The sequence below is a fragment of the Monashia sp. NPDC004114 genome, assembly GCF_053603855.1.
Map to the genome: position 1 here is coordinate 192147 of NZ_JBSGGK010000010.1, position 21083 is coordinate 213229.

Annotated in this window: 16 protein-coding genes; 13 read left to right on the forward strand and 3 right to left on the reverse strand. The window is 70.2% G+C overall.

Annotated elements, in window-relative coordinates:
* The first annotated feature begins 29 nt into the window (after positions 1 to 29).
* The gene (locus tag ACWEOW_RS14780) at positions 30 to 860 is read left to right on the forward strand and encodes a pyruvate, water dikinase regulatory protein (RefSeq protein ID WP_452269968.1); all 831 of its coding nucleotides are present in this window, start codon (positions 30 to 32) and stop codon (positions 858 to 860) included.
* 141 nt (positions 861 to 1001) lie between these two features.
* Entirely contained in the window at positions 1002 to 3374 is a 2373-nt protein-coding gene (gene ppsA, locus ACWEOW_RS14785) for a phosphoenolpyruvate synthase (protein WP_452269987.1), read from the forward strand.
* Between the two features lie 79 nt (positions 3375 to 3453).
* Here the strand turns inward: ppsA and ACWEOW_RS14790 are convergent, their stop codons facing one another.
* Complete coding sequence (locus ACWEOW_RS14790; RefSeq protein ID WP_452269969.1) at positions 3454 to 4887, reverse strand: NAD-dependent succinate-semialdehyde dehydrogenase; 1434 nt, start codon at positions 4885 to 4887, stop codon at positions 3454 to 3456.
* 288 nt (positions 4888 to 5175) lie between these two features.
* On the opposite strand from ACWEOW_RS14790, the gene ACWEOW_RS14795 reads away from it, so the two are divergent.
* From ACWEOW_RS14795 to ACWEOW_RS14830, 8 genes are all read left to right on the forward strand, one after another.
* Entirely contained in the window at positions 5176 to 6426 is a 1251-nt protein-coding gene (locus tag ACWEOW_RS14795) for an ABC transporter substrate-binding protein (RefSeq protein ID WP_452269970.1), read from the forward strand.
* Positions 6427 to 6558: 132 nt separating this feature from the next.
* Positions 6559 to 7479 (forward strand): carbohydrate ABC transporter permease, encoded by a 921-nt coding sequence (locus ACWEOW_RS14800; protein ID WP_452269971.1) that lies wholly within the window; start codon positions 6559 to 6561, stop codon positions 7477 to 7479.
* Positions 7476 to 8441: a carbohydrate ABC transporter permease gene (locus tag ACWEOW_RS14805; protein WP_452269972.1), complete on the forward strand. Its 966-nt coding sequence runs from the start codon at positions 7476 to 7478 to the stop codon at positions 8439 to 8441. The genes ACWEOW_RS14800 and ACWEOW_RS14805 overlap by 4 nt, the downstream gene beginning before the upstream one ends.
* Positions 8441 to 9304 (forward strand): SDR family NAD(P)-dependent oxidoreductase, encoded by an 864-nt coding sequence (locus ACWEOW_RS14810; protein ID WP_452269973.1) that lies wholly within the window; start codon positions 8441 to 8443, stop codon positions 9302 to 9304. The genes ACWEOW_RS14805 and ACWEOW_RS14810 overlap by 1 nt, the downstream gene beginning before the upstream one ends.
* Positions 9304 to 10407 carry an ABC transporter ATP-binding protein gene (locus ACWEOW_RS14815; RefSeq protein WP_452269974.1) on the forward strand — a complete coding sequence of 368 codons (1104 nt, stop codon included), beginning with the start codon at positions 9304 to 9306 and terminating at the stop codon, positions 10405 to 10407. Before ACWEOW_RS14810 ends, ACWEOW_RS14815 begins: the two co-directional genes overlap by 1 nt.
* A complete protein-coding gene (gene dgoD / locus ACWEOW_RS14820) occupies positions 10404 to 11603 on the forward strand; it encodes a galactonate dehydratase (protein ID WP_452269975.1) in 1200 nt (399 codons plus the stop codon). Before ACWEOW_RS14815 ends, dgoD begins: the two co-directional genes overlap by 4 nt.
* Positions 11597 to 12499 carry a dihydrodipicolinate synthase family protein gene (locus tag ACWEOW_RS14825; protein ID WP_452269976.1) on the forward strand — a complete coding sequence of 301 codons (903 nt, stop codon included), beginning with the start codon at positions 11597 to 11599 and terminating at the stop codon, positions 12497 to 12499. Before dgoD ends, ACWEOW_RS14825 begins: the two co-directional genes overlap by 7 nt.
* Positions 12496 to 13404 carry an SMP-30/gluconolactonase/LRE family protein gene (locus ACWEOW_RS14830; protein WP_452269977.1) on the forward strand — a complete coding sequence of 303 codons (909 nt, stop codon included), beginning with the start codon at positions 12496 to 12498 and terminating at the stop codon, positions 13402 to 13404. The genes ACWEOW_RS14825 and ACWEOW_RS14830 overlap by 4 nt, the downstream gene beginning before the upstream one ends.
* A 362-nt stretch (positions 13405 to 13766) precedes the next feature.
* On the opposite strand, the gene ACWEOW_RS14835 is transcribed toward ACWEOW_RS14830, so the two are convergent.
* Positions 13767 to 14786 carry a YeiH family protein gene (locus ACWEOW_RS14835; RefSeq protein WP_452269978.1) on the reverse strand — a complete coding sequence of 340 codons (1020 nt, stop codon included), beginning with the start codon at positions 14784 to 14786 and terminating at the stop codon, positions 13767 to 13769.
* Positions 14787 to 14888: 102 nt separating this feature from the next.
* On the opposite strand from ACWEOW_RS14835, the gene ACWEOW_RS14840 reads away from it, so the two are divergent.
* Positions 14889 to 15818: a LysR family transcriptional regulator gene (locus tag ACWEOW_RS14840; RefSeq protein WP_452269979.1), complete on the forward strand. Its 930-nt coding sequence runs from the start codon at positions 14889 to 14891 to the stop codon at positions 15816 to 15818.
* Positions 15819 to 15895: 77 nt separating this feature from the next.
* On the opposite strand, the gene ACWEOW_RS14845 is transcribed toward ACWEOW_RS14840, so the two are convergent.
* Complete coding sequence (locus ACWEOW_RS14845; protein WP_452269980.1) at positions 15896 to 19270, reverse strand: glycoside hydrolase family 2 TIM barrel-domain containing protein; 3375 nt, start codon at positions 19268 to 19270, stop codon at positions 15896 to 15898.
* Positions 19271 to 19447: 177 nt separating this feature from the next.
* Here ACWEOW_RS14845 and ACWEOW_RS14850 point away from each other — a divergent pair, with 177 nt between their 5' ends.
* Both ACWEOW_RS14850 and ACWEOW_RS14855 read left to right on the forward strand, forming a co-directional pair.
* Positions 19448 to 19732 (forward strand): UxaA family hydrolase, encoded by a 285-nt coding sequence (locus ACWEOW_RS14850; protein WP_452269981.1) that lies wholly within the window; start codon positions 19448 to 19450, stop codon positions 19730 to 19732.
* The gene (locus ACWEOW_RS14855) at positions 19729 to 20889 is read left to right on the forward strand and encodes a UxaA family hydrolase (protein WP_452269982.1); all 1161 of its coding nucleotides are present in this window, start codon (positions 19729 to 19731) and stop codon (positions 20887 to 20889) included. Before ACWEOW_RS14850 ends, ACWEOW_RS14855 begins: the two co-directional genes overlap by 4 nt.
* Positions 20890 to 21083 lie beyond the last annotated feature (194 nt).

Here is a 21083-nt window from a genome sequence, read left to right on the forward strand (position 1 = left end):
GTCGGCCCGGCCTGTGCCACAGTGGGGCCGTGGCACCGTCGACGCTCGCGCCAACGCCGGCCTTCTTCCTGGCCGGGGGAACGGGCATCTCCGCCGAGACGCTCGGCAACATGATGCTGCAGCGGTTCCCGACGGTCGCCTTCCTGCGCCGCAAGATCCCGTTCATCATGAGCGTCGACCGGGCCCGGGAGGTCGTGGCCGAGCTCGACGCCGCGATGACCGACTCGGTGACCCCGCTCGTGTTCTCGACGGTGTCCGACGAGGACGTGCGGGCCGAGCTGCAGAAGACGCGGTGCGCCTTCATCGACCTCTTCGGCTCGCACCTGGCGACCGTCGAGCACGTCCTGCACGTCAACGCCGCCGGGCATGTCGGCGCCCTGCACGGCGTCGGTGACCTGGGCCGATACGAGGCCCGGATGCGCGCCGTCGAGTTCGCGATGGAGCACGACGACGGGCAGAGCATGCGCAACCTGGCGAAGGCCGACCTGATCCTCATCGCGCCCTCCCGGTGCGGCAAGACGCCGACGTCGATCTACCTCGCCCTGCAGCACGGCATCAAGGTCGCGAACTACCCCCTCGTCGAGGAGGACTTCGAGTCCAGCGAGCTCCCGCGACCCGTCCGTTCGTATGCCGCCAAGTGCTACGGGCTGTCATCGACGCCTGCCCGGCTCAGCCAGGTGCGCGGCGAGCGCCGCCCGAACTCGCGGTACGCCAGCCTCGCGCAGTGCAGCTACGAGCTGCGCCGGGCCGAGGCGATGTACCGCGCCCACCGCGTGCCCGTCGTCAACTCGTCCGCGATGTCCGTCGAGGAGATCGCGGCGATCATCATGCAGACTCGGCATCTCGACGACGTCGGCTGAGCCGGCAGCAGCCCCGGCCCGCAGCCCCGACCCGCACGCCCGACCCGCATGCTCGACCACACGCACGAATCGCACACAGAACACGACAGGCGCGACCCCGCAGCGCGCACGACGGAAGGACCAAGTGTGACCGAGAACGTGATGAGGTTCGCCGACCTCGGACTGGACGATGTCGAGCTGGTGGGTGGCAAGAACGCCTCCCTCGGCGAGATGGTGCAGCACCTGTCTGCTGCGGGCGTGTCGGTGCCGGACGGGTTCGCCACCACGACCGACGCCTACCGGCGGTTCCTGGCTGAGGACGGCCTCGCCGACCGGATCAACGCGCTGCTGGCCGACCTCGACGTCGATGACACTCGCCGGCTGACCGAGGTCGGGGCGAGCATCCGCGCGCAGGTGGAGGCGCAGGCCTTCCCGGCCGACCTCGAGAAGGACGTCAGGGCGGCATACGAAGCGCTTTCGGGTGAGCACGAGGCTGACGCCAGCTTCGCCGTCCGGTCGAGCGCGACGGCGGAGGACCTGCCGGACGCCTCGTTCGCCGGGCAGCAGGAGACGTTCCTCAACGTGCGGGGCATCGACAACGTGCTGCACGCGATCAAGCTCGTCTTCGCCTCGCTCTACAACGACCGCGCCATCGCGTACCGCGTGCACAGCGACTTCGACCACTCGGTGGTGGCGCTGTCGGCGGGCGTGCAGCGCATGGTGCGCTCGGACGTCGGCGCCTCGGGCGTGATGTTCACGATGGACACCGAGTCCGGGTTCCGTGACGCGGTGTTCATCACGAGCAGCTACGGGCTGGGCGAGGCGGTCGTGCAGGGTGCCGTGAACCCCGACGAGTTCTACGTCTACAAGCCCGCCCTGCGGGCCGGCCGCCCCGCGATCCTCAAGCGCGGGGTGGGCGGCAAGGCGACCAAGATGGTCTACACGAGCGACTCGAGCGTCGGGCGCACCATCGACTTCGTCCCGGTGCCGGAGCCGGACCGCGCGCTGCTGTCGATCACCGACGACGACGTCACCGAGCTCGCCCGCCACGCGCTGCGCATCGAGGAGCACTACGGCCGTCCGATGGACATCGAGTGGGGCAAGGACGGTGTCGACGGCAAGGTCTACATCCTGCAGGCCCGCCCGGAGACGGTGCAGTCGCGGCAGAGCGGGTCGACGATGCGCCGGTTCCGGATGGACGAGCGCGGCCCGGTGGTCGCCGAAGGGCGGGCCATCGGGCAGAAGATCGGCGCCGGGGCGGTGCGGGTGCTCGACTCGATCGAGGCCATGCACGACTTCGAGGCCGGCCAGGTGCTTGTCGCCGACATGACCGACCCCGACTGGGAGCCGATCATGAAGCGCGCCAGCGCGATCGTCACCAACCGAGGCGGGCGCACCTGCCACGCCGCGATCATCGCCCGCGAGCTCGGCATCCCCGCGGTCGTGGGCACCGGCTCAGCGACGAGGTCGCTCGCCGAGGGCCAGGAGGTCACGGTGTCGTGCGCCGAGGGGGACACCGGCTTCGTCTACGACGGGCTGCGCAAGTTCACGGTCAGCGAGACGGCACTCGACGAGCTGCCCGAGGTGCCGGTCAAGATCATGATGAACGTCGGCACCCCCGAGCAGGCGTTCGAGTTCTCGCGGCTGCCGAACAAGGGTGTGGGCCTGGCTCGGCTCGAGTTCATCATCAACCGCCAGATCGGCATCCACCCGAGGGCGCTGCTCGAGCTCGACGACCAGGAGCCCGCGGTCCGGGCCGAGATCGCTGCGCACATCGCGGCATACGCGAGCCCGCGTGAGTTCTTCGTCCAGCGCGTCGCCGAGGGCGTCGCGACCATCGCGGCGGCTTTCGCGCCCGAGCCGGTCATCGTGCGGATGTCGGACTTCAAGTCCAACGAGTATGCCGGCCTGCTCGGTGGGGAGCGGTACGAGCCGCACGAGGAGAACCCGATGATCGGCTACCGCGGCGCCGCCCGATACCTGTCGGCCGACTTCGCCGAGTGCTTCGCGATGGAGTGCGAGGCCCTGAAGTACGTCCGCGACGAGATGGGCCTGACCAACGTCAAGATCATGATCCCGTTCGTGCGCACCGTTGCCGAGGGCGCCGGCGTCATCGACCTGCTCGCGGCGCACGGGCTGGCCCGTGGCGTCAACGACCTGCAGGTCGTGATGATGTGCGAGGTGCCCTCGAACGCGGTCAACGCCGACGAGTTCCTCGACCACTTCGACGGTTTCTCGATCGGGTCCAACGACATGACCCAGCTGACCCTCGGCCTGGACCGTGACTCCTCGCTGGTCGCCGGCTCGTTCGACGAGCGCGACCCGGCCGTGAAGAAGATGCTGTCGCTGGCGATCTCGGCCTGCCGGGCCCGGGGGAAGTACGTCGGAATCTGCGGCCAAGGCCCGTCCGACCACCCCGACCTCGCGGAGTGGCTGCTCGACCAGGGCATCGAGTCGATGTCGCTCAACCCCGACACCGTCGTCGAGACCTGGCTCCGCCTGGCCCGGCACGAGGCGGACGCGACAGCAGGCTGACCCACCCACCGACGTATGCCGGCCGGCCGCTCAGCGCGACCGGCCGGCATACCCGGGTAGTGACGTCACCCGGCGGCGGCTACGGGGCTCCAACGCCCATCGCGACGTAGGTGACCTCCTGGAACTCGGCGAGCCCGAAGGCCCCGCCCTCGCGACCGAGGCCGGACTGCTTGACCCCGCCCATCGGCGCGAAGGTCGCCGTCGGCAGGGCGTGGTTGAGCCCGATGATGCCCGCCTGCAGCTGTGCGGTCAGCGTCGCCGCGCGTGACACGTCCCGCGTGTAGAGGTATGCCGCGAGGCCCATCTCCGTGTCGTTGGCCCGGCGCACGACGTCTGCGGTGTCGGTGAACCGGAACACCCCTGCTGCCGGCCCGAAGACCTCCTCGCGAGCCAGCCGGCACGTGTCGGGCGCGTCGACCACGAGCCCGGGCGCGCAGAACGACCCGCCGGGGGTCTCCCGGTCCTGGGTCGCGAGGCGCCCTCCCTGGTCGAGCGCGTCCTGGACGATGGCGGACACCTCGGCCCCCCGGGCCTCGTCGATGAGCGGGCCGAGGTCAGGAGCCGGGTCGCCTGCCGGGTCGCCCAGTGTCATGGCGTCGACCTGCTTGGCCATCCTCCCGACGAACTCGTCGAAGACGTCGTCGTGCACGAAGAACCGGTTCGCGGCGATGCACGACTGGCCGTTGTTGCGGAACTTGGCGAGCATCGCCCCCGAGACGGCGGCATCGAGGTCGGCGTCCGGCATGACGATGAAGGGTGCGTCGCCGCCGAGCTCGAGCAGCGGCCGCACCACTCGTGCGGCCGCCTGAGCCATGATCGAACGGCCGACCGGCGTCGACCCGGTGAACGTCACCACGCGCACGGCCGGGTGCTCGAGCAGGGTGGACGTCGTCGCGCCGGCAGGGCCGTGCACGAGGTTGATGACCCCATGCGGTACACCTGCATCGTGGAGACAGGCGATCATCTCGGTCACGGCGAGGGGGCACTTCTCGGACACCCGGGCGACGACGGTGCATCCCGCGGCGAGGGCCGGGGCGAGCTTGCGCGCCTGGATGGAGCACGGGAAGTTCCACGGTGTCAGGCTGAGGACGACGCCGGCGGGCGAATGCAGGCTCAGGTGCCGCACCTGCGGGTTCTCCTGCGGGTAGAGCGACCCGTGCGGGCGGCGGATCTCCTCGGCGAACCATCGGAAGTAGTCTGCCGAGAGCCGCACCTCGGCGGTGGCGTCGGACAGCAGCTTGCCGCTCTCGCGGGCGAGCAGCAGGGCGATGGTCGAGCCGCGTGAGTCGATCAGGTCGGCTGCGGCGTGCAGCACGGTGGCGCGCTGGCGCGCGGTCAGCCCGGACCAGGCCGGGAACGCCGAGGCCGCCGCATCCGCTGCCTCGGTCGCCAGCTCGGGGCCGTCGTAGGCCAGGTGCCCGATGACCGACCCGTCGACGGGGGAGAGCACCTCGCGACGCGCTCCGGTGTCGACCCAGGAGCCGTCGATGAGGTGAGAGGCAAGATGGGACATGCGACCTCCAGGAATGACGTAAGTGGACTGACCTCTAGCCAGTGATAGATCAGTATGCCACGCGGAGCTCCCGGTCCACGGTCCTCGCGAATCGTCGAGGAAACCATTGACAGGGCCGCCCCGACGCGGCAACCTAAGGTGACCAGAGGTCAGACCACCACCCTTCTCACCACCCATCCTCACATTGGAGGCCGAATGACCAGGCACGCAGTGGATGGCCCTCTCCGGACGACGCAGTCCCTGCGCCGTCGGCGAGGATCCTTCTCGGCCGTTGCCGCGGCTGTTGCCATGACAGCCGTCGTCCCGCTTGCCGCATGCTCGTCGTCGTCGGACGCCGCCTCGTCCGATGGCCAGGCAACCCTGACGTTCGCGTCCTGGGACGCCGCAGAGGCCGCAACGCGCGACTCCACACTGGCGCTCGTCAAGAAGTTCGAGTCGGAGCACCCCAGCATCAAGGTGAATCTCACCCCGATCCCGTTCAGCGACTTCGAGCAGAAGGTCCTGCTCCAGGTCCAGAGCGGCTCGGCACCCGACGTGCTCCAGACGTCCGGCAACTACACCGCCAACTTCGCGGCGGCGGGCGCGCTCGAGCCGCTCAACACCATGGCCGGGGGCAGCTACCTCAGCGACGTGACGCCCGCGGTCGCCGATGTGGGCAAGATCGACGGCAACCTGTACTCGGTGCCGTGGGCTCTGCAGCCCGTGGGCTTCTGGTACAACAAGACGCTGCTCGCCAAGGCCGGCCTCGACCCGAACTCGCCGCCGAAGACGATCGACGACCTGCTCGCGGCCCTACGCAAGCTCAAGAGCATCCCGGACGTGATCCCGCTGGGCATCGACTCCACGAACCGCGTGTTCGGCCTGGACGTCAGCTGGCCGTGGATGCGGGCGTTCGGTGCCGAGCCGGTCAAGGACGGCGCCGCCAACGTCACCACGCCCGAGATGAAGAACTACCTCAGCTTCATGCGGACCCTGGCCACCGAGAAGCTCACCGAGGTCAACCAGAAGATCGGCTACTTCCGCCCGCTCGCGGCCCAGGACAAGGTGGCCTTCATCTGGGACCAGCCGATCCTCGAGCCGACCGTGAAGGCCGCCGCGCCCGGCACGAAGTCGACGTTCAACACGACCTGGGGCGTCACGACCCTGCCGACCGCAGCCGGCGGCCAGTCGTACTCCGTCCCGCAGGACCACGCGCTCGCGATCTCCAAGACGGCCAAGAACAAGGAGGCCGCCTGGACCTTCGTCGACTGGCTGACCCGCAACGAGGCGGCTCTCGACCACGTCGTCGCCGACAAGGGGGCCCTGCCGCCCACGAACAAGCCGCCGGCCTCGGTGCAGGCGAAGGTCGACGCGGACCCCGCGCTGGTCGCGTTCCGTGACCAGGTCGTGCCGACGGTCATCCGGCCGCCGTGGGGCCCGAAGTACGCCAAGGCCTACGAGCCCATCATGGTCGGCGTGCAGCAGATGATGACGACGACGAGCTCCGTGGATGCGATCGCGGACCAGATCCAGACCAGTCTCTCGACCGCGCTGAAGTAAGGTCCCCGGCGCGCGTCCGGACGCACGGACCCGGTCGGTGCCCAGGCACAGCCCCTGCCTGGGCACCGGCCGCTTCCACGGCCAGCCCACGTGAAGCACGAACTCGACAAGGGAGTTGAAGTAGCAGTGTCTGTGGCAATCGAGCGAAAGCGAGGCCAGCAACGCTCCGGCGCACCGAAGCCTCGCCGGACGCCCTGGCTCGACTGGCTGGTCGTGCCGACGGTGGTGATCCTCATCGTCGTCGTCGCGTACCCCGTGGTCCGGGCGGTGATGCTCTCCTTCTCCGAGTACAGCCTCATCACGGGCGACGCCGGGTCGCGCCCGGTCGGCCTCGACAACTACGCCCAGATCGTCAAGGACCCGATCTTCTGGCAGGCCGTGCGCAACACCGTCTACTTCGCGGTGGCGTCCCTCATCGGCGGCGGGCTCGTCGGGCTGGCCCTGGCGCTCGCGACCGAGAACCTCGGCGGCAAGTGGCGCTTCGTCCGCGGCGCCCTTCTCACGCCGTGGGCGATCCCCGTCATCGTCGCGGCCTTCCTGTTCCAGTACCTCTTCCTCGACCGCGGCGGCATCATCAACGACGCCCTCATGACCACGGGCATCATCGACCAGCCGATCCCGTGGCTGACCTCCGGCGACTACGCCCTGACGGCCACGATCATCGCCAACATCTGGCAGACCGCGCCGTTCTTCCTGCTCGTCTTCACCGCCGCCCTGCGCAGCGTCCCCAACGAGGTCATCGAGGCGGCACGCATCGACAAGTCGGGCCCGTGGACGCTGATCTGGCGGATCAAGCTGCCCTACCTCGCTGCGCCGGGCGTCATCGCCGCGGTGATCATGACGGTGCAGAACGTCAACCAGTTCCCGCTCATCTGGGCGATGACCCAGGGCGGGCCCGGCTACAGCACGACGACCCTGACCATCTACCTCTACCGGCTCGTCTTCGTCAGCTACAACGTCGGCTACGCGTCGGCCATCGGCGTCGTCTGGCTCGTCATCATGCTCCTGGTGACCGCGGTGTTCCTCAAGCGCAGAAAGGCGGGAGCCCGATGAGCGCCACGGCCCGCACCACGTCGAGCACGCCAGCGCCCGGCGACACGAACGCCCGACCGGCCGGCCCGTCCGGGACGCCCCCGAGGTCACCCGGGTCCGCGGCGACCCCCATCGGCGCTCGCCCCTGGCGCCGCCTCGGCCGCGGCGCGGTCCCGGGGCTGCTCATCGCCCTCGGACTGGGGATGGTGCTCGGGCCGATCTACTGGATGGTCGCGGCCTCGTTCAAGACCCAGACCGAGGTGACCGCGCTCCAGCCGACCCTCTTCCCGCACGACCCGACGACGCAGAACTACCAGGGGCTCGTCACGGGCAGTATGCCGTTCACCTCGTTCTTCGCGAACAGCGTCGTCACGTCGCTGCTGACTGCGGTCGGAGGCACGCTGATCTGCGCTCTCGCGGGCTACAGCTTCTCGCGAGGCGCCTACCGGCTGCGCAGCACGCTGAGCATGTCGGTGCTCGCGATCCAGATGCTGCCCTTCGTCGTTATCATCGGTCCGCTCTACCTGCTCATGCTCAAGCTCGGGCTGCTCAACACCTACTTCGGCCTGATCCTCGGCTACACGACCTTCGCCCTGCCGTTCGGCGCCTGGATGATGAAGGGCTTCATCGACGGGGTCCCGATCGAGATCGAGGAGGCGGCTCGGGTCGACGGCTACTCGCGTATCGCGATCCTGTTCCGGGTCGTGCTGCCGCTGACGGTGCCGGGCCTGGCCACGACCGCAGTCATCATCTTCATCAACTCGTGGAACAACCTGCTCTACCCGCTGACCCTGATGACCGACACGGAGAAGCTCACGCTGCCGCCCGGCCTGATGCAGACCTTCAACGGACAGTTCCAGTTCGACTGGGGCGGGATGATGGCCGCGACAACGGTCACGAGCCTGCCGCTCGTCATCGCCTTCTTCGCGGTGCAGCGGTACATGGTCCGCGGCATGACCGCCGGCGCACTCGGGGGCACGTGATGGCCATCGACACGGGCCTGGCCGGCCGTAGCGTGCTCGTCACCGGCGGCGCCGCCGGGATCGGGGCCGCGATCGCCCGCCGCTTCGCTCGCGAGGGCGCGCACGTCACGATCGCCGACCGCGACGAGGTCGCGCTCGCCCGAACCGCTGACGAGATCGCCCTCGCGGGCGGCGTCTGCGACACGGTCGGCGTCGACCTCGCCGACGCCGCAGCGCGAGGCCAGGTCGTGGCGCGGACCGTTGCTGCGCACGGAAGCCTCGACGTGCTCGTCAACAACGCCGCGACGGTCGGCGACCGGCTCGGCGTCGGTGACCTCACCGAGGACGACTGGGACCGCGTGCTGACCACGAACCTCAAGGCGGCGGCATTCCTTAGCCAGGACGCCGCTGCGGTCATGCGCCCGGGCGCCACCATCGTCAACGTCTCGGCGATCCAGGAGTACCTGCCCCTGGAGGGACACATCTCCTACATCGCGAGCAAGGGTGGCGTCTCGGCACTGACCCGGGCGCTGGCGGTCGAGCTCGCGCCACGCGGCATACGGGTCAACTCCGTCGTGCCCGGCTGCATCGAGTCACCCGGGATGCAGCTCGAACGCGACCGCAACACGTTCGGCGAAACGGTCGGCAACACGAGCGGCGGCACCGCCCAGCCCGGCGCTCCGGCGAGCGCTCCCGTCGCCAGCCTCCTTCGGCGCATGGGCTTGCCCAGCGAGGTGGCCGAGGCCGTGCTCTTCCTGGCGTCCGACGGCGCCTCGTTCATCACCGGGGCGGCGCTCCACGTCGACGGGGGGCGGCGCATGAGCCGGCGACCCGACGGCCTCACCGCCGACCCCACCCCAACCCGCGTGGAAGGATCCGCCTAGTGGCCAGCATCACCCTCGTCGGCGTCCAGAAGGACTTCGGCGGCGAGCCCATTCTCAAGTCGTGCGACCTGAAGATCGAGGACCACGAGTTCCTCGTCCTCGTCGGCCCGTCCGGGTCCGGCAAGACGACGCTGCTGCGCATCATCTCCGGGCTGGAGACGGCCACGGCCGGTGACATCTACTTCGACGACCGCCTGGTCAACGGGGTGGACGTCGGCGACCGCGACATCGCGATGGTCTTCCAGAACTACGGGCTCTACCCGCACATGTCCGTCTACCAGAACATGGCGTTCGGCCTGAAGCGGCGCAAGATCTCCAAGCCGGAGATCGACGCCAAGGTGCGTGCCGCGGCCGAGCTGCTCGGCATCGGCGCCATGCTCGAGAGACGGCCACGCCAGCTCTCCGGTGGGCAGCGCCAGCGGGTCGCCCTGGGCCGCGCTATCGTGCGCGACCCGTCGGTGTTCCTGCTCGACGAGCCGCTGTCGAACCTCGATGCGCACCTGCGCACCCAGATGCGCGCGGAGATCCTGCGGATCCACCGGTCGGTGACCGCGACGGCCGTCTATGTGACCCACGACCAGGTCGAGGCCCTGACCATGGGCGACCGGATCGCGGTGATGAGCGACGGCGTGATCCAGCAGATCGACACTCCCGAGCGGCTCTACGACAAGCCGGCGAACCAGTTCGTCGCGGGCTTCATCGGCACGCCGCCGATGGGCTTCGTGACGGCCGTCGTGCACTGGGACGGCGACGTGGCGCGCGCCAAGTCGGACTGGCTGGACGTGCGGGTCCCACCTGAGGTGGCTCGCCTGCTCGATGGCCGGCCGGAGGTCGTCGTCGGCGTCCGCCCGGAGAGCTACACGCTCACCGGTGAGGCGAACGGCTCCGATGCGTCACGGATCGACGGCGTGGTCGACGTGATCGAGCCGCTGGGCGCCGAGCAGCACGTCATCATCCGGTGCGACGACGCGCGGCTGACCACACGGCTGCCGCGCCGCAACCGGATGGAGGTCGGCACGCGGGCGACGTTCGAGCTCGACGACCAGGGCATCCACTTCTTCGACACCGCGACCGGAAAGGCCATCCGGGAGGACGTGGGGTGAGCGGCACGAGCACGAGCACGAGCACGATGGCTTCGGACCGCATCGAGAGCGTCACCACGCACCTCGTCGCACCCCGCTGGATCTTCGTCCGGGTGACCACGGCCGCCGGGCTGACGGGCTGGGGCGAGGCGATCGTCCCCAAGCGCGCCCGGGCCGTAGTGGGCGCGGTCGCCGACCTCGCAGACAACCTCGTCGGCCACGACCCGGGACGCATCGAGGAGCTGGCAACCCGGATGCGGCAGGGCGGCTTCTTCCGTGACGGGCCGGTCCTGGCCACCGCGGCCGCCGCGGTCGAGCACGCGCTGTGGGACATCAAGGGCCGCCGCTACGGCCTGCCGGTGCACGAGTTCCTCGGCGGGCCGGTGCGCGAGCGGACCCGCCTTTACGCGTGGGTTGCCGGAGACCGGCCCAGCGATCCCGTCCCCGACGTGCGCCGACGCGTCGAGCAGGGGTTCACGATGGTCAAGATGAACGCGACCGCCGAGCTCGACCACATCGACAGCTTCGACAAGGTCGAGGCGGCGGTCGACCGGGTCGCGCAGATCCGCGGCGAGCTCGGCACGTCCGTGGACATCGCGCTCGACTTCCACGGCCGGGTCAGCCGTGCGATGGCCAAGGTCCTGCTCAAGGAGCTGGAGCCACTGCGGCCGTTCTGGCTCGAGGAGATCCTGCCGCCGGGGCTGGAGGACCAGCTGCCGTCGGTCATCCCGGCCGGGTACACCGTGCCGATCGCGACAGGGGAGCGGCTGCTCAACCGGATCCAGTTCGCCCGGCTGCTGCGCCACGGCGTCGTCGATGTCGTCCAGCCGGACGTCAGCCTGACGGGCATCTACGAGCTGGCGAAGATCGCGCACCTCGCCGAGGCCTACGGTGTCGGCGTCGCGCCGCACTGCCCGAACGGCCCGATCTCGCTTGCCGCATCGCTCCAGGCGGGCTATGCCCTCGAGAACGTCATCGTCCAGGAACAGAGCCTCGGCCTGCACTACAACGCCGGGTATGCCGGCCTCCCGACCGCCGAGATGCACGACTACCTCCTCGACCCGACGCTGCTCCGGCCCGAGGGGGGCTACCTGCCGCGCCTTACCGGGTCCGGCCTCGGCATCGACATCGACGAGCCCGCCGTCGAGAAGTCGCCGCCGTTCCGGCTCGAGGACCCCGACTGGCGCCACGCGGACGGGAGGGTGGCCGAATGGTGACCCTGCCCCGAGGGACGTATGCCGCTCTGGCCACCCCCGTGACCGACGACGGCACGCTGGACCGCGACGGTCTCGAGCGGCTCGTCGAACGCGTGGTCGCCGGGGGCGTCGACGGCATCTCGCCCTGCGGCTCGACCGGCGAAGGCCCCCGGCTCACTCTCCAGCAGCGCCTCGAGGTCACCCGCAGTGTCGTGGCCGCGAGCCCCGCGACGGTGGTCGCCGGGATCTCGTGGAACGCCCTGCAGGACGCCTACGCAGAGCTGGAGGCCTTGGGAGACATAGGAGTCCACGGCGCACTGGTCGCCCCACCGTCGTACTTCCCATCCACGGACAGCGAGCTCGTGGCGGCATACGGCTCGATCGCCGACCGCTCACCGGTGCCGGTCGTGCTCTACAACATCCCGATGTTCGCGCGGTCGGCGCTGGGCGACCGGGTCGTCGCCGAGCTGATGACGCACCCGAACATCGTGGGGATCAAGGACAGCAGCCGCGACCTCGAGTACCTCGGGCGGGTGCTGGAGGCACGGCGGCGTGCGGGGCTCGACGACTCGTTCCGGGTCTTCACGGGGACCGACACGCTGCTCGTGGCGAGCCTGCTCGCGGGCGCCGACGGCTGCATCGCGGCCAGCGTCAACCTCGTGCCGGAGCTCAGCCGGGTCATTGTCGACAGCGTCGAGACCGACCTGGCCGGGGCGCTCGGCGTCCAGGACCGGCTCACCGCCGTGGTCTACGCCTGCCGCCGGGGCAGCCCCCCGGCCGGGTGGAAGGCCGCCCTTCACGCGGTCGGCGTCTGTGGGCCCGGGCTCGTGCCGCCCGCCATCGGGCTCGGCACCGGCGAGATCTCGGACGTGCGAGGCCGCCTCGCCGAGCTGGGAGTGGGCGGGGCGCGGCCGTGAGCCTGCGGCTCGATGTCGTCGTCCCCGGCCGTGACGAGCTCGGCGAGTCTCCCGTCTGGGACGACCGCTCGGACACGCTGTGGTGGGTCGACATCCACGGCAAGAAGGTGCACCGCTGGTCGAGCCGGTCCGGGGCGCGCGAGACGCGCCGGTTCCGTGACCCCGTCGGTGCCGTCGCACTACGCGAGGCGGGAGGGGTCGTGCTCGCCGCGGGCATGTCCTGCCTCGAGCTCGCCGACCTGGGCGGCACGCCCACCGAGGTGGCCCAGGTCGGCATGGGGGCTCGGATGAACGACGGTGCCGTCGACGCGGCGGGGCGGTTCTGGATCGGGACGCTCGCCGCAGACGCCAGCCCCGGCTCGGCCGCGCTCTACCTCGTCGACCTGGGCGGGCCGTTCCCGACTGTCGCGGAACGGCTCGTCGGCGTCACCATCTCCAACGGCATCGACTGGAGTCCCGACGGGTCGACGATGTACTACATCGACACGGTGCTCGAGCGGGTCGAGGCGTTCGACTTCACGCTCGGCAGCGGGACGATCCGCGCTCGTCGTACCGTCGTCGACCTCTCGTCGGCGAACGGACGACCCGACGGGCTGTGCGTCGACGCCAACGGCGACCTCTGGGTCGCCATGGCGCGCGGTGGCGCCGTCCGCTGCCACGCACCCTCGGGCGAGCTGCGCCTCGAGCTCGACGTCCCCGCGCCGGCGGTGACGAGCCTGGCGTTCGGCGGCCCAGGTCTCGACACGCTGTTCATCACCACTGGACGGTGGAGTGGTACAGCTGCCAGGCTGCGCGACCAGCCGATGGCCGGATCCGTGTTCGCGCTGACCGGGACCGGGGCGGTTGGCCGTCCGGTCCACCGGGTGCGGACGGCATCAGCTCCTCGCCTCGCGCCCGTCCCCTGAGCCGATCCCTGAGCCGGTCTCTGAGTCCGTCTTTGAGCCCGTCTCTGAGCCCGTCCCCTGACCCCCACCCCCGACCCTCTTCGCCGCTTCCCCTGGTCGAGTGGCCACTGCGACACACGGCCCGAGCCGGGGCCGGCGGGGTTGTGTCGAGGTGGCCACTCGACCGAAGGACACGAGTCGAGTGGCCACTTCGACACGCCAGCGCCGTCGAGTGGCCACTTCGACACCCACAGCTCGGGGGCGGGATTGTGTATCAAAGTGACCACTCGACTGGGGAGGGGGCGCGTATGCCGGAGGGGTGGGGCGGCATACATCCCCACAGTGTGTGTGCCAGGCCAGTGGCAGACCCTCTGGTTGGGCGCTCAGGCCGCGAGGACGAGCGTGAGCGCGAGGCCCGCGACGAGCACCGACGACAGGAGCCCCAGCAGCAGGTCAGCGCCCCCCAGGCGCCGCAGCGCACGGATGTCGACTCCGCAGCCGAGCGCGAACATCGCTGTGGCCAGGGCGAACTCCTGCACGTGGGCGACTCCCGAGCGCACCGCTTCGGGCACCGGCAGGACGCTGCTCATGACGACGAAGACGGCGAACGCGACGACGAAGAAGGGCACGATCGGCGGACGCGCGGCCCGTGTCGTCTCGACCTGGGACCGGCGGGCCCGGAGCGAGAGGGCGACGAGGACCGGACCGAGCATGAGCACACGGGTCAGCTTCACCAGGACGGCAACCTGGAGGGCCGCTCCGCCGATGATCCCGCCGGCGACGACCACCTGACCCACCTCGTGGACACTCCCGCCGATCCACGCACCCGCGTCGCGTGGTCCGAGTCCGAGCAGTGTTGCCGCGGCAGGCAGAGCGAGCATGGCAACCGTCCCGAAGGCGACGACCAGGCCTAGCGCGCTCGCGACGTCCTCCTCCTCGGCGTCGACCACGCCCTCTGCGGCAGCCACGGCGGCCGCACCACAGATGGAGAAGCCGCACGCGATCAGCACCCGCCTGGCCGCGGGGACGCCGAGCGCGGCGCCGATCAGCATGGTGCCGGTGATCCCTCCACCGACGACGAGCACGACGCACAGCACGGTGCCCCAGCCGAGACCGAGCACCTGGCCCACGACGAGCTGGAAGCCCAGCAGGGCGACGCCGAGGCGCAGGATCCGGCGGGCCGCGAAGGCGAGACCGGGCGCCAGGCGAGGCGCGCGGCGGGTCGTCGACCCGAGCGCGATGCCGAGGACGATAGCGACCAGGACGCTGCTGACCAGCGGGAGCTCCGCATGGACGACGAGACCGGCCACGCCTCCGGCCGCGGCCAGCGCGACACCTGGGACGATGCCACCGCGCACCGGCGGGTGGTGGAGCTTGGCTGGGACAGCGACGGATTGGGCCACGATGGCCACTGTGCTGGAGCAGCGAGCAGCGGAGTAGACGCCAATTCGGCAGGACCCCATGCGCTGTTGATATAGCCCGGTCGCTGGCGCTAGCGTTCAACGGTGCCTCCATCGCGACCCGACCTTCGAGCGCTCGAGCTGCTCGTCCGAGTCGCCGAGACGGGGTCGCTGAGCGCAGCCGCCCGGGCCGTGGGGATGGCCCAGCCGAACGTCAGCCGGTCGCTCACGCGCCTCGAGCGTCAGCTGTCCGTGCCTCTCGTTCACCGCGGCCCGAGCGGTTCCAGCCTGACAGCGGAGGGCGTGCTGGTCGTCGAGTGGGCGCGAGAGGCGGTCGCGGCCGTCGACCGTGTCATCACGGGCGCGAGAAGCCTTGCGTCGCAGCAGAATGCGAGCCTGCATGTCGCGGCGAGCCTGACGATCGCCGAGTATCTGGCGCCGGTGTGGTTGTCGCGGCTGCGGGAGGTCCAGCCGGAGGTGCGCGTGAGCCTGGCGGTGGCGAACTCCGACCAGGTTCTCGAGCAGGTGACGCACGGCGACGTCACCCTGGGTTTCGTCGAGTCGCCGAGCGTGCCGCGGACCGTGTCGTCACGGGTGGTGGCGCGCGACGAGCTCGTCGTCGTGGTCGGCCCGACGCACCCGTGGGCGACCCGTCGCAGGCCGGTGCTTCCGGGCGAGCTGGCTGCGGGCGACCTCGTCATGCGCGAGAGCGGCTCCGGCACCCGGCAGACCCTGGCACGGGCGCTGCACGACGCCGGCGTGCCGTTCCCCGACACCCACCTGGAGCTGGCGAGCACCGCCGCCGTGAAGTCGGCCGCCGCCACCGGGTCGGCCCCGGCCGTGCTCAGCGCCCTGGCGGTGGAGTCGGAGCTGGCGACCGGCGTCCTTGTGAGGGTGCCGCTAGAGGGTCTCGACCTCGGACGCCGGCTGCGTGCGGTGTGGCCGATCGGCGTGCCGCTGGCCGGATCCGGCGAGACGCTCGTCCGCCTGGCCGCGCGCGCAATGACCGCCGGCGACCGGCCCTCGACGCGCTAGGGCGAGGCTGCGCCCGGCTGCTCGCCGGTGTCCGCGTGGCGGCGGGTGCGTGCTGCCCGCCGCCACGCGGGGTCCGGTCAGCCGACGGCGACGTCGATGATGTGCATGGCCGGCACTCCGCCGACGACCGAGTCGCCCACGGCCGGCAGGGTCACGCCGACCACACGGACGTCCGGGCGCACCGGGATCTCGGCGTAGAACAGATACGTGTTCCGCGTCCGGCGACCGCCGATGCCGTTGTCCGCCTTGTTGTTGTTGGCGTTCATGTACGGCATCTTGATCGCCTGCAGGTTGGCCGACGGCGGGTTGAAGTAGTCGTCGACGGTGAGACGGTAGACGGCGGTCGTGCCGTCCTCGTAGTGGACGACACCGCCCTTGGTGAGCGGGCCGCGGCTGGTGGCGCCAAGGATGGCCACGCGCGTGCCGGTCCCCGACACCGCGATGGTCTGGCCGTTGGCGAGCACGTTGTCGGGCACCCCGATCCCGGACACCGGCCAGACCAGCGGCACCCGGTCGGCCGGCGCGGGGATCGGCGAGCCGGGCACGACCCCCGCGGCGCTGAGCGCTTGCAGGGAGAACGTGTTCCCGACGCCGTCGAGGTCCCCGGTGGTCCAGTCTGCGTCGTCGGTGATGCTGACGTTGTTGCGGGAGGCGGCGAGCGTCGTCGGCACGGCGACGGAGACCTCGGCCTCGGCACCCGCACGGATCGCCCGGCTCTCGTACACCGCGGTCGCGAGGAACGAGTGCGTGCCGGGCTTGACGGACCCGTCGACGATGAGCTCCCACTGTGCGTCGAAGAAGGCGCCGGGCTGCACGACCGTCGCGGTCACCGGCGTGATCGGCGTCGGAGACCAGCTCGCATCGGCAGGCAGCTGCAGCTGGACGTTCCGGATCGCGGCCTCGGTCGAGTTGGTCAGCCGCGCGGACACGACGACGCGCTGCCCGGGTGCTGCCATGTATGGTGCCGCCGAGACGCGTAGGTCCGTCTCGCCGATGGGCTGTGCGCCGGGCGCGACGTCGTGCCCGGTGAGGGCTGTCGACACCGAGCCGTATGCCGGGTGGCTGACTGTCACGGTGATGCGTCCGGGCTCGTTGGGCCGGGTCCGCAGCCAGACGGCCCCGACGCCACCGGCGGCGGCCAGGTCGAAGGTGCGGTCCCCGACCAGCCGGCCGGGACCCTGTACGTCGATCGTCACCTCGCCGCCGACGTAGGGCCGCGGCGCGCCGTACCGGTCGACGACACGGAACACGACACGCGTCGCGTCCGAACCGTCCGCGGCGATCTCGTCGTCATCCGCGACCACCTCGAGGCGGTCGCCAGACTCCTGCGACGAAAGACGTCGCGACGCGACCAGGGCGTCGCCGATGTAGGCGTCGATCCTGAGCTCGGGCCGGTCCGTGCCGTCGATGCCGGAGAGGTCGACGAAGGACGGCGGGAAGCGCAGGTTGCCGAAGCGCGCACGGTCGGGAACCACCGTGGCCCGATGCTCGTCAGCGACATAGACCTCGAGTCGCTCTGCGTTGGAGCAGATCATGGCCGAGCTGCCGGGGCCGTTGTTGGTCGAGCCGGGGCCGAAGTCCCAGTAGAACGCCGGCTCGATCACGACGTGCCTCGACGGGTCGAGCTGGGCCCGGTAGATCGCGGCGCCCAGCTTCGGCTCGCGGAACAGGTCGACGACGCCCACGTGCTTGATGCCGTCGACCTGGCGACCCGACCCCGACGGGTAGTCGAAGGCCGCCCAGGGGATCACGCCGGCATACCGGGTCGACGACCCACCGACATGGTGGACCCGGGCGTGTGCGTACGCCTGCCCCTGCTGGTCGGCGACCGGGTCGATGCGGCGGTACGTCGAGGCGGGCCCGCTGAGGGCACCGACGCACTCGGAGACCAGGTAGGGCTTGGCGTCGACGTTGCGCGGGGCAGTGAGGTTGGCCTCGCCGGAGCTGGTCCGGGCGTACTCGTTGATGGCGAAGACGTCCTGCTCGAAGGCCGCGAGGTTCTTCCCACCGCCGAGCATGGCGCCGGTCGTCTGACGTGAGTCATCGAGCCCACGGACGATCTCGCGGGTCTCGGTGAAGAGCGTGATCCCGGCCGCCGTGGACCCGGCCTCGTTGAGCCGTGCGCCCCACAGCACGACCGAGGGGTGGTTCCGGTTGGCGACGACCATGTCGTGGACGTTCTCGCGGACGCGCTGCTTCCAATCGTCGTCTCCGATGTACTGCCCCCAGCCCGGCGACTCGAGGAAGACGAGCAGACCCAGCTCGTCGCAGGCGTCGTAGAAGTCCTGCGACTGCGGGTAGTGCGAGCAGCGGACCATATTGCAGTTGAGGACCTGTCGCAGGATCTGCGCATCCTTGCGCTGGACGCGAGCAGAGAGCGCGCCACCCGCGAACGGGAACACCTGGTGCCGGTTGAGGCCGAAGACCTGCAGGCGCTTGCCGTTGAGGTAGAGACCGTCCGTCTCGAAGCGTGCCTCGCGCAGCCCGACCACGGTCAGGTGGTCGTGCACCGGCTGATCGTCGATCTTCAGGGTCGTGACGACCCGGCACAGGTTCGGCTCGTCGACGGACCAGAGGCGCAGCGCCTGGAGGTCGCCCACAGTCACGGTCGTCGTCACGCGGCCGGTCGCCGAGATCGCCAGCACGCCGGTCGCCCGGGCGACGGTCGTGCCGTCCTGAACGACCTCGACCTCGACCGAGGCGCCGGCGGTCGGCACCACGCCGGCATCGACGGTGACCTCCACCTCGATGCGGCGGCCCGTGCCGAGGACGTCGACGGGCTTCGCGAAGACGTCGGCGATGAAGACGGTCGGGACGCCCCGGAGGCGGACCGGGCGGTAGATGCCTCCTGGTTGCCAGAAGTCGACGGTCGTCGGGTCGTCCGAGCCACCGCGGTTCGGGGGCACGTTGACGCTGAACGTGCTGTCGACCTCGAGCGCGAGGACGTTCCCGGTGGGCCTGAGGTAGTCCGTCAGCTCGAGGGAGAAGGGGAGGTAGCCACCGGTATGGGTGGGCAGCGACTGCCCGTTGAACACCGGCGTCGCCTGGGTCATGACGCCCTCGAAGTCGGCGAAGACGCGCAAGCCCTGGAGCTGCTGGGGCAGGTCGAAGGTCCGGCGGTAGAGCCACGAGCCGGACCATGACCTCGGGTCCCAGTTGCGCCACGACAGGGCGGTGACGGTGTGGGGGAGGGTGACCAGGGCGAGCGTCCCGTCGTCGAACGACTGGCTCAGACCCCCGGCGCGGGCGCGGCCGAAGCGCCAACCGCCGCAGAGCGACTCGGTCACCGCCGACGCCCCGCGAGTCGTCGCAACCGGGGTCTCCGAGGTCCCGGCGGTGGCGGCGGACGCGGTCGCCGGCCGGTGCGCCAGGACAGCGGCGGACAGGACTCCGAGCGCCCCGGCTCGTAGGACCGAGCGCCGGCCCGGCGCGGGTGACGTTGGGATGGTCACGTTTCTCCTCCTTGAGATGGTGAACCTGATGAAGGTGGATGCAGTGGTAGTGGTAAGACCTCCGACTACTATGCAGATGGGCGCGGCCAGTGGCAAGAGGTCGTTCCTCTTGACAGTCGCGAGACGGCATATCTAGCATGACGACTCGTCAGAGGTCTTACCACTTAGGAGTGATGGATGGCCCAACACTTTCTCGTACACCAGTCAGGGGACTCGGTCGGCGTCGCAGTGACGGACATCGAGCCCGGCACCGACGCGTCCGGTCGTTACCAGGACGACGACGCGCGCGTGCAGCTCATCGTGACCGAGCGCGTCCCGCTGGGCCACAAGATCGCTCTGGCGGACATCGCCGAGGGCGACCGCATCATCGAGTACGGCGTGCCGATCGGCCGGGCCACCCAGGCCACTGTGACCGGTCAGCTCGTCCACGTGCACAACCTGAAGGGAGAGCGCTGGCAATGATCGGCGACCGGACTTTCTACGGCTACCGTCGCCCTGACGGCTCGGTCGGCTGCCGCAACCACGTCATCGTGCTGCCGGTCGACGACATCTCCAACGCCGCCGCGGAGGCGGTCGCCAAGGTCGTCAACGGGGTGCTCGCGCTGCCGCACCCATACGGCCGGCTGCAGTTCGGCCCTGACCTGGAGCTGCACTTCCGGACGCTCATCGGCACCGGCTGCAACCCCAACGTCGCTGCTGCGATCGTCATCGGCATCGAGCCGAACTGGACGCAGCGCGTGGCGGACGGCATCGCCAAGAGCGGCAAGCCGGTGGTCGCGCTGTCGATCGAGGGCAACGGTGACCTCAAGACGATCGAGCGGGCGAGCCGCGCGGCGATCGCCCTGGTCCAGGACGCGACAAGCCTGCAGCGTGAGCCGGTCAGCCTCACCGAGATGCTGATCAGCACCAAGTGCGGCGAGTCCGACACCACCTCCGGGCTGGGGTCGAACCCGACGATCGGCCGGTTCGCCGAGCGGTTCACGGCCGCCGGCGGCACGTTCTTCTTCGGTGAGACCTCCGAGCTCACCGGCGGCGAGGACATCGTCGCGAACCGCATCGACGACCCGGTGCAGCGCGCGAAGTTCGAGCGGCTCTTCGACGAGCACCAGCAGGTCATCCTCGCTCAGGAGGCCGACCTGCTCGGCTCCCAGCCGACCGAGGGCAACATCGCCGGCGGCCTGAGCACGATCGAGGAGAAGGCGCTGGGCAACATCCAGAAGATCGGGCGGGCCCACGTGAGCGAGGTGCTGGAGATGGCAGAGGCCCCGAAGGGTCCGGGCCTGCACTTCATGGACACCTCCAGCGCGGCCGCGGAGTCGATCACGCTCTTCGCCGCCGGCGGGGCTGCGCTGCACCTGTTCACCACGGGTCAGGGCAACATCATCGGCAACCCGATCGTCCCGGTGCTCAAGCTCACCGCGAACCCGCACACGGCGCAGTCCATGTCCGAGCACATCGACCTCGACATCTCCGCGGTCATCACGGCGGACATGACGCTGGACGAGTCGGCCGACCTGGTCGAGGAGATCGTCGTCGACTGCGCGTCCGGGCGGGTCGCGGCAGCCGAGGTCCTCGGACACCGCGAGTTCGTCCTCACGCGGTTGCACCGGACCGCCTGAGGTCCTCCACGGTGGACGGGGTGGCCGGGGCTTTGAGGGGTCCCGACCACCCCGTTCGCACGTCCGCATCCAGCCCGCGCCCAGGCACCCCGATCCACGCCGCAACACACCGAGCAGTCGTAACCCATGACGGTTATAAAAATAAAAGGTTTAAAAAAAGAAGGGTGTTGAGAGGGGTAGGGGAGTCTGACAAA

Bases quoted from the DNA above. Each gene is read 5' to 3' on its own strand.
- ACWEOW_RS14850 (WP_452269981.1), top strand. From the start codon at position 19,448: ATGGCCCAACACTTTCTCGTACACCAGTCAGGGGACTCGGTCGGCGTC.
- ACWEOW_RS14825 (WP_452269976.1), top strand. From the start codon at position 11,597: ATGGTGACCCTGCCCCGAGGGACGTATGCCGCTCTGGCCACCCCCGTG.
- ACWEOW_RS14810 (WP_452269973.1), top strand. From the start codon at position 8,441: ATGGCCATCGACACGGGCCTGGCCGGCCGTAGCGTGCTCGTCACCGGC.
- ACWEOW_RS14795 (WP_452269970.1), top strand. From the start codon at position 5,176: ATGACAGCCGTCGTCCCGCTTGCCGCATGCTCGTCGTCGTCGGACGCC.
- ACWEOW_RS14855 (WP_452269982.1), top strand. From the start codon at position 19,729: ATGATCGGCGACCGGACTTTCTACGGCTACCGTCGCCCTGACGGCTCG.
- ppsA (WP_452269987.1), top strand. From the start codon at position 1,002: ATGAGGTTCGCCGACCTCGGACTGGACGATGTCGAGCTGGTGGGTGGC.
- ACWEOW_RS14805 (WP_452269972.1), top strand. From the start codon at position 7,476: ATGAGCGCCACGGCCCGCACCACGTCGAGCACGCCAGCGCCCGGCGAC.
- ACWEOW_RS14790 (WP_452269969.1), bottom strand. From the start codon at position 4,887: ATGTCCCATCTTGCCTCTCACCTCATCGACGGCTCCTGGGTCGACACC.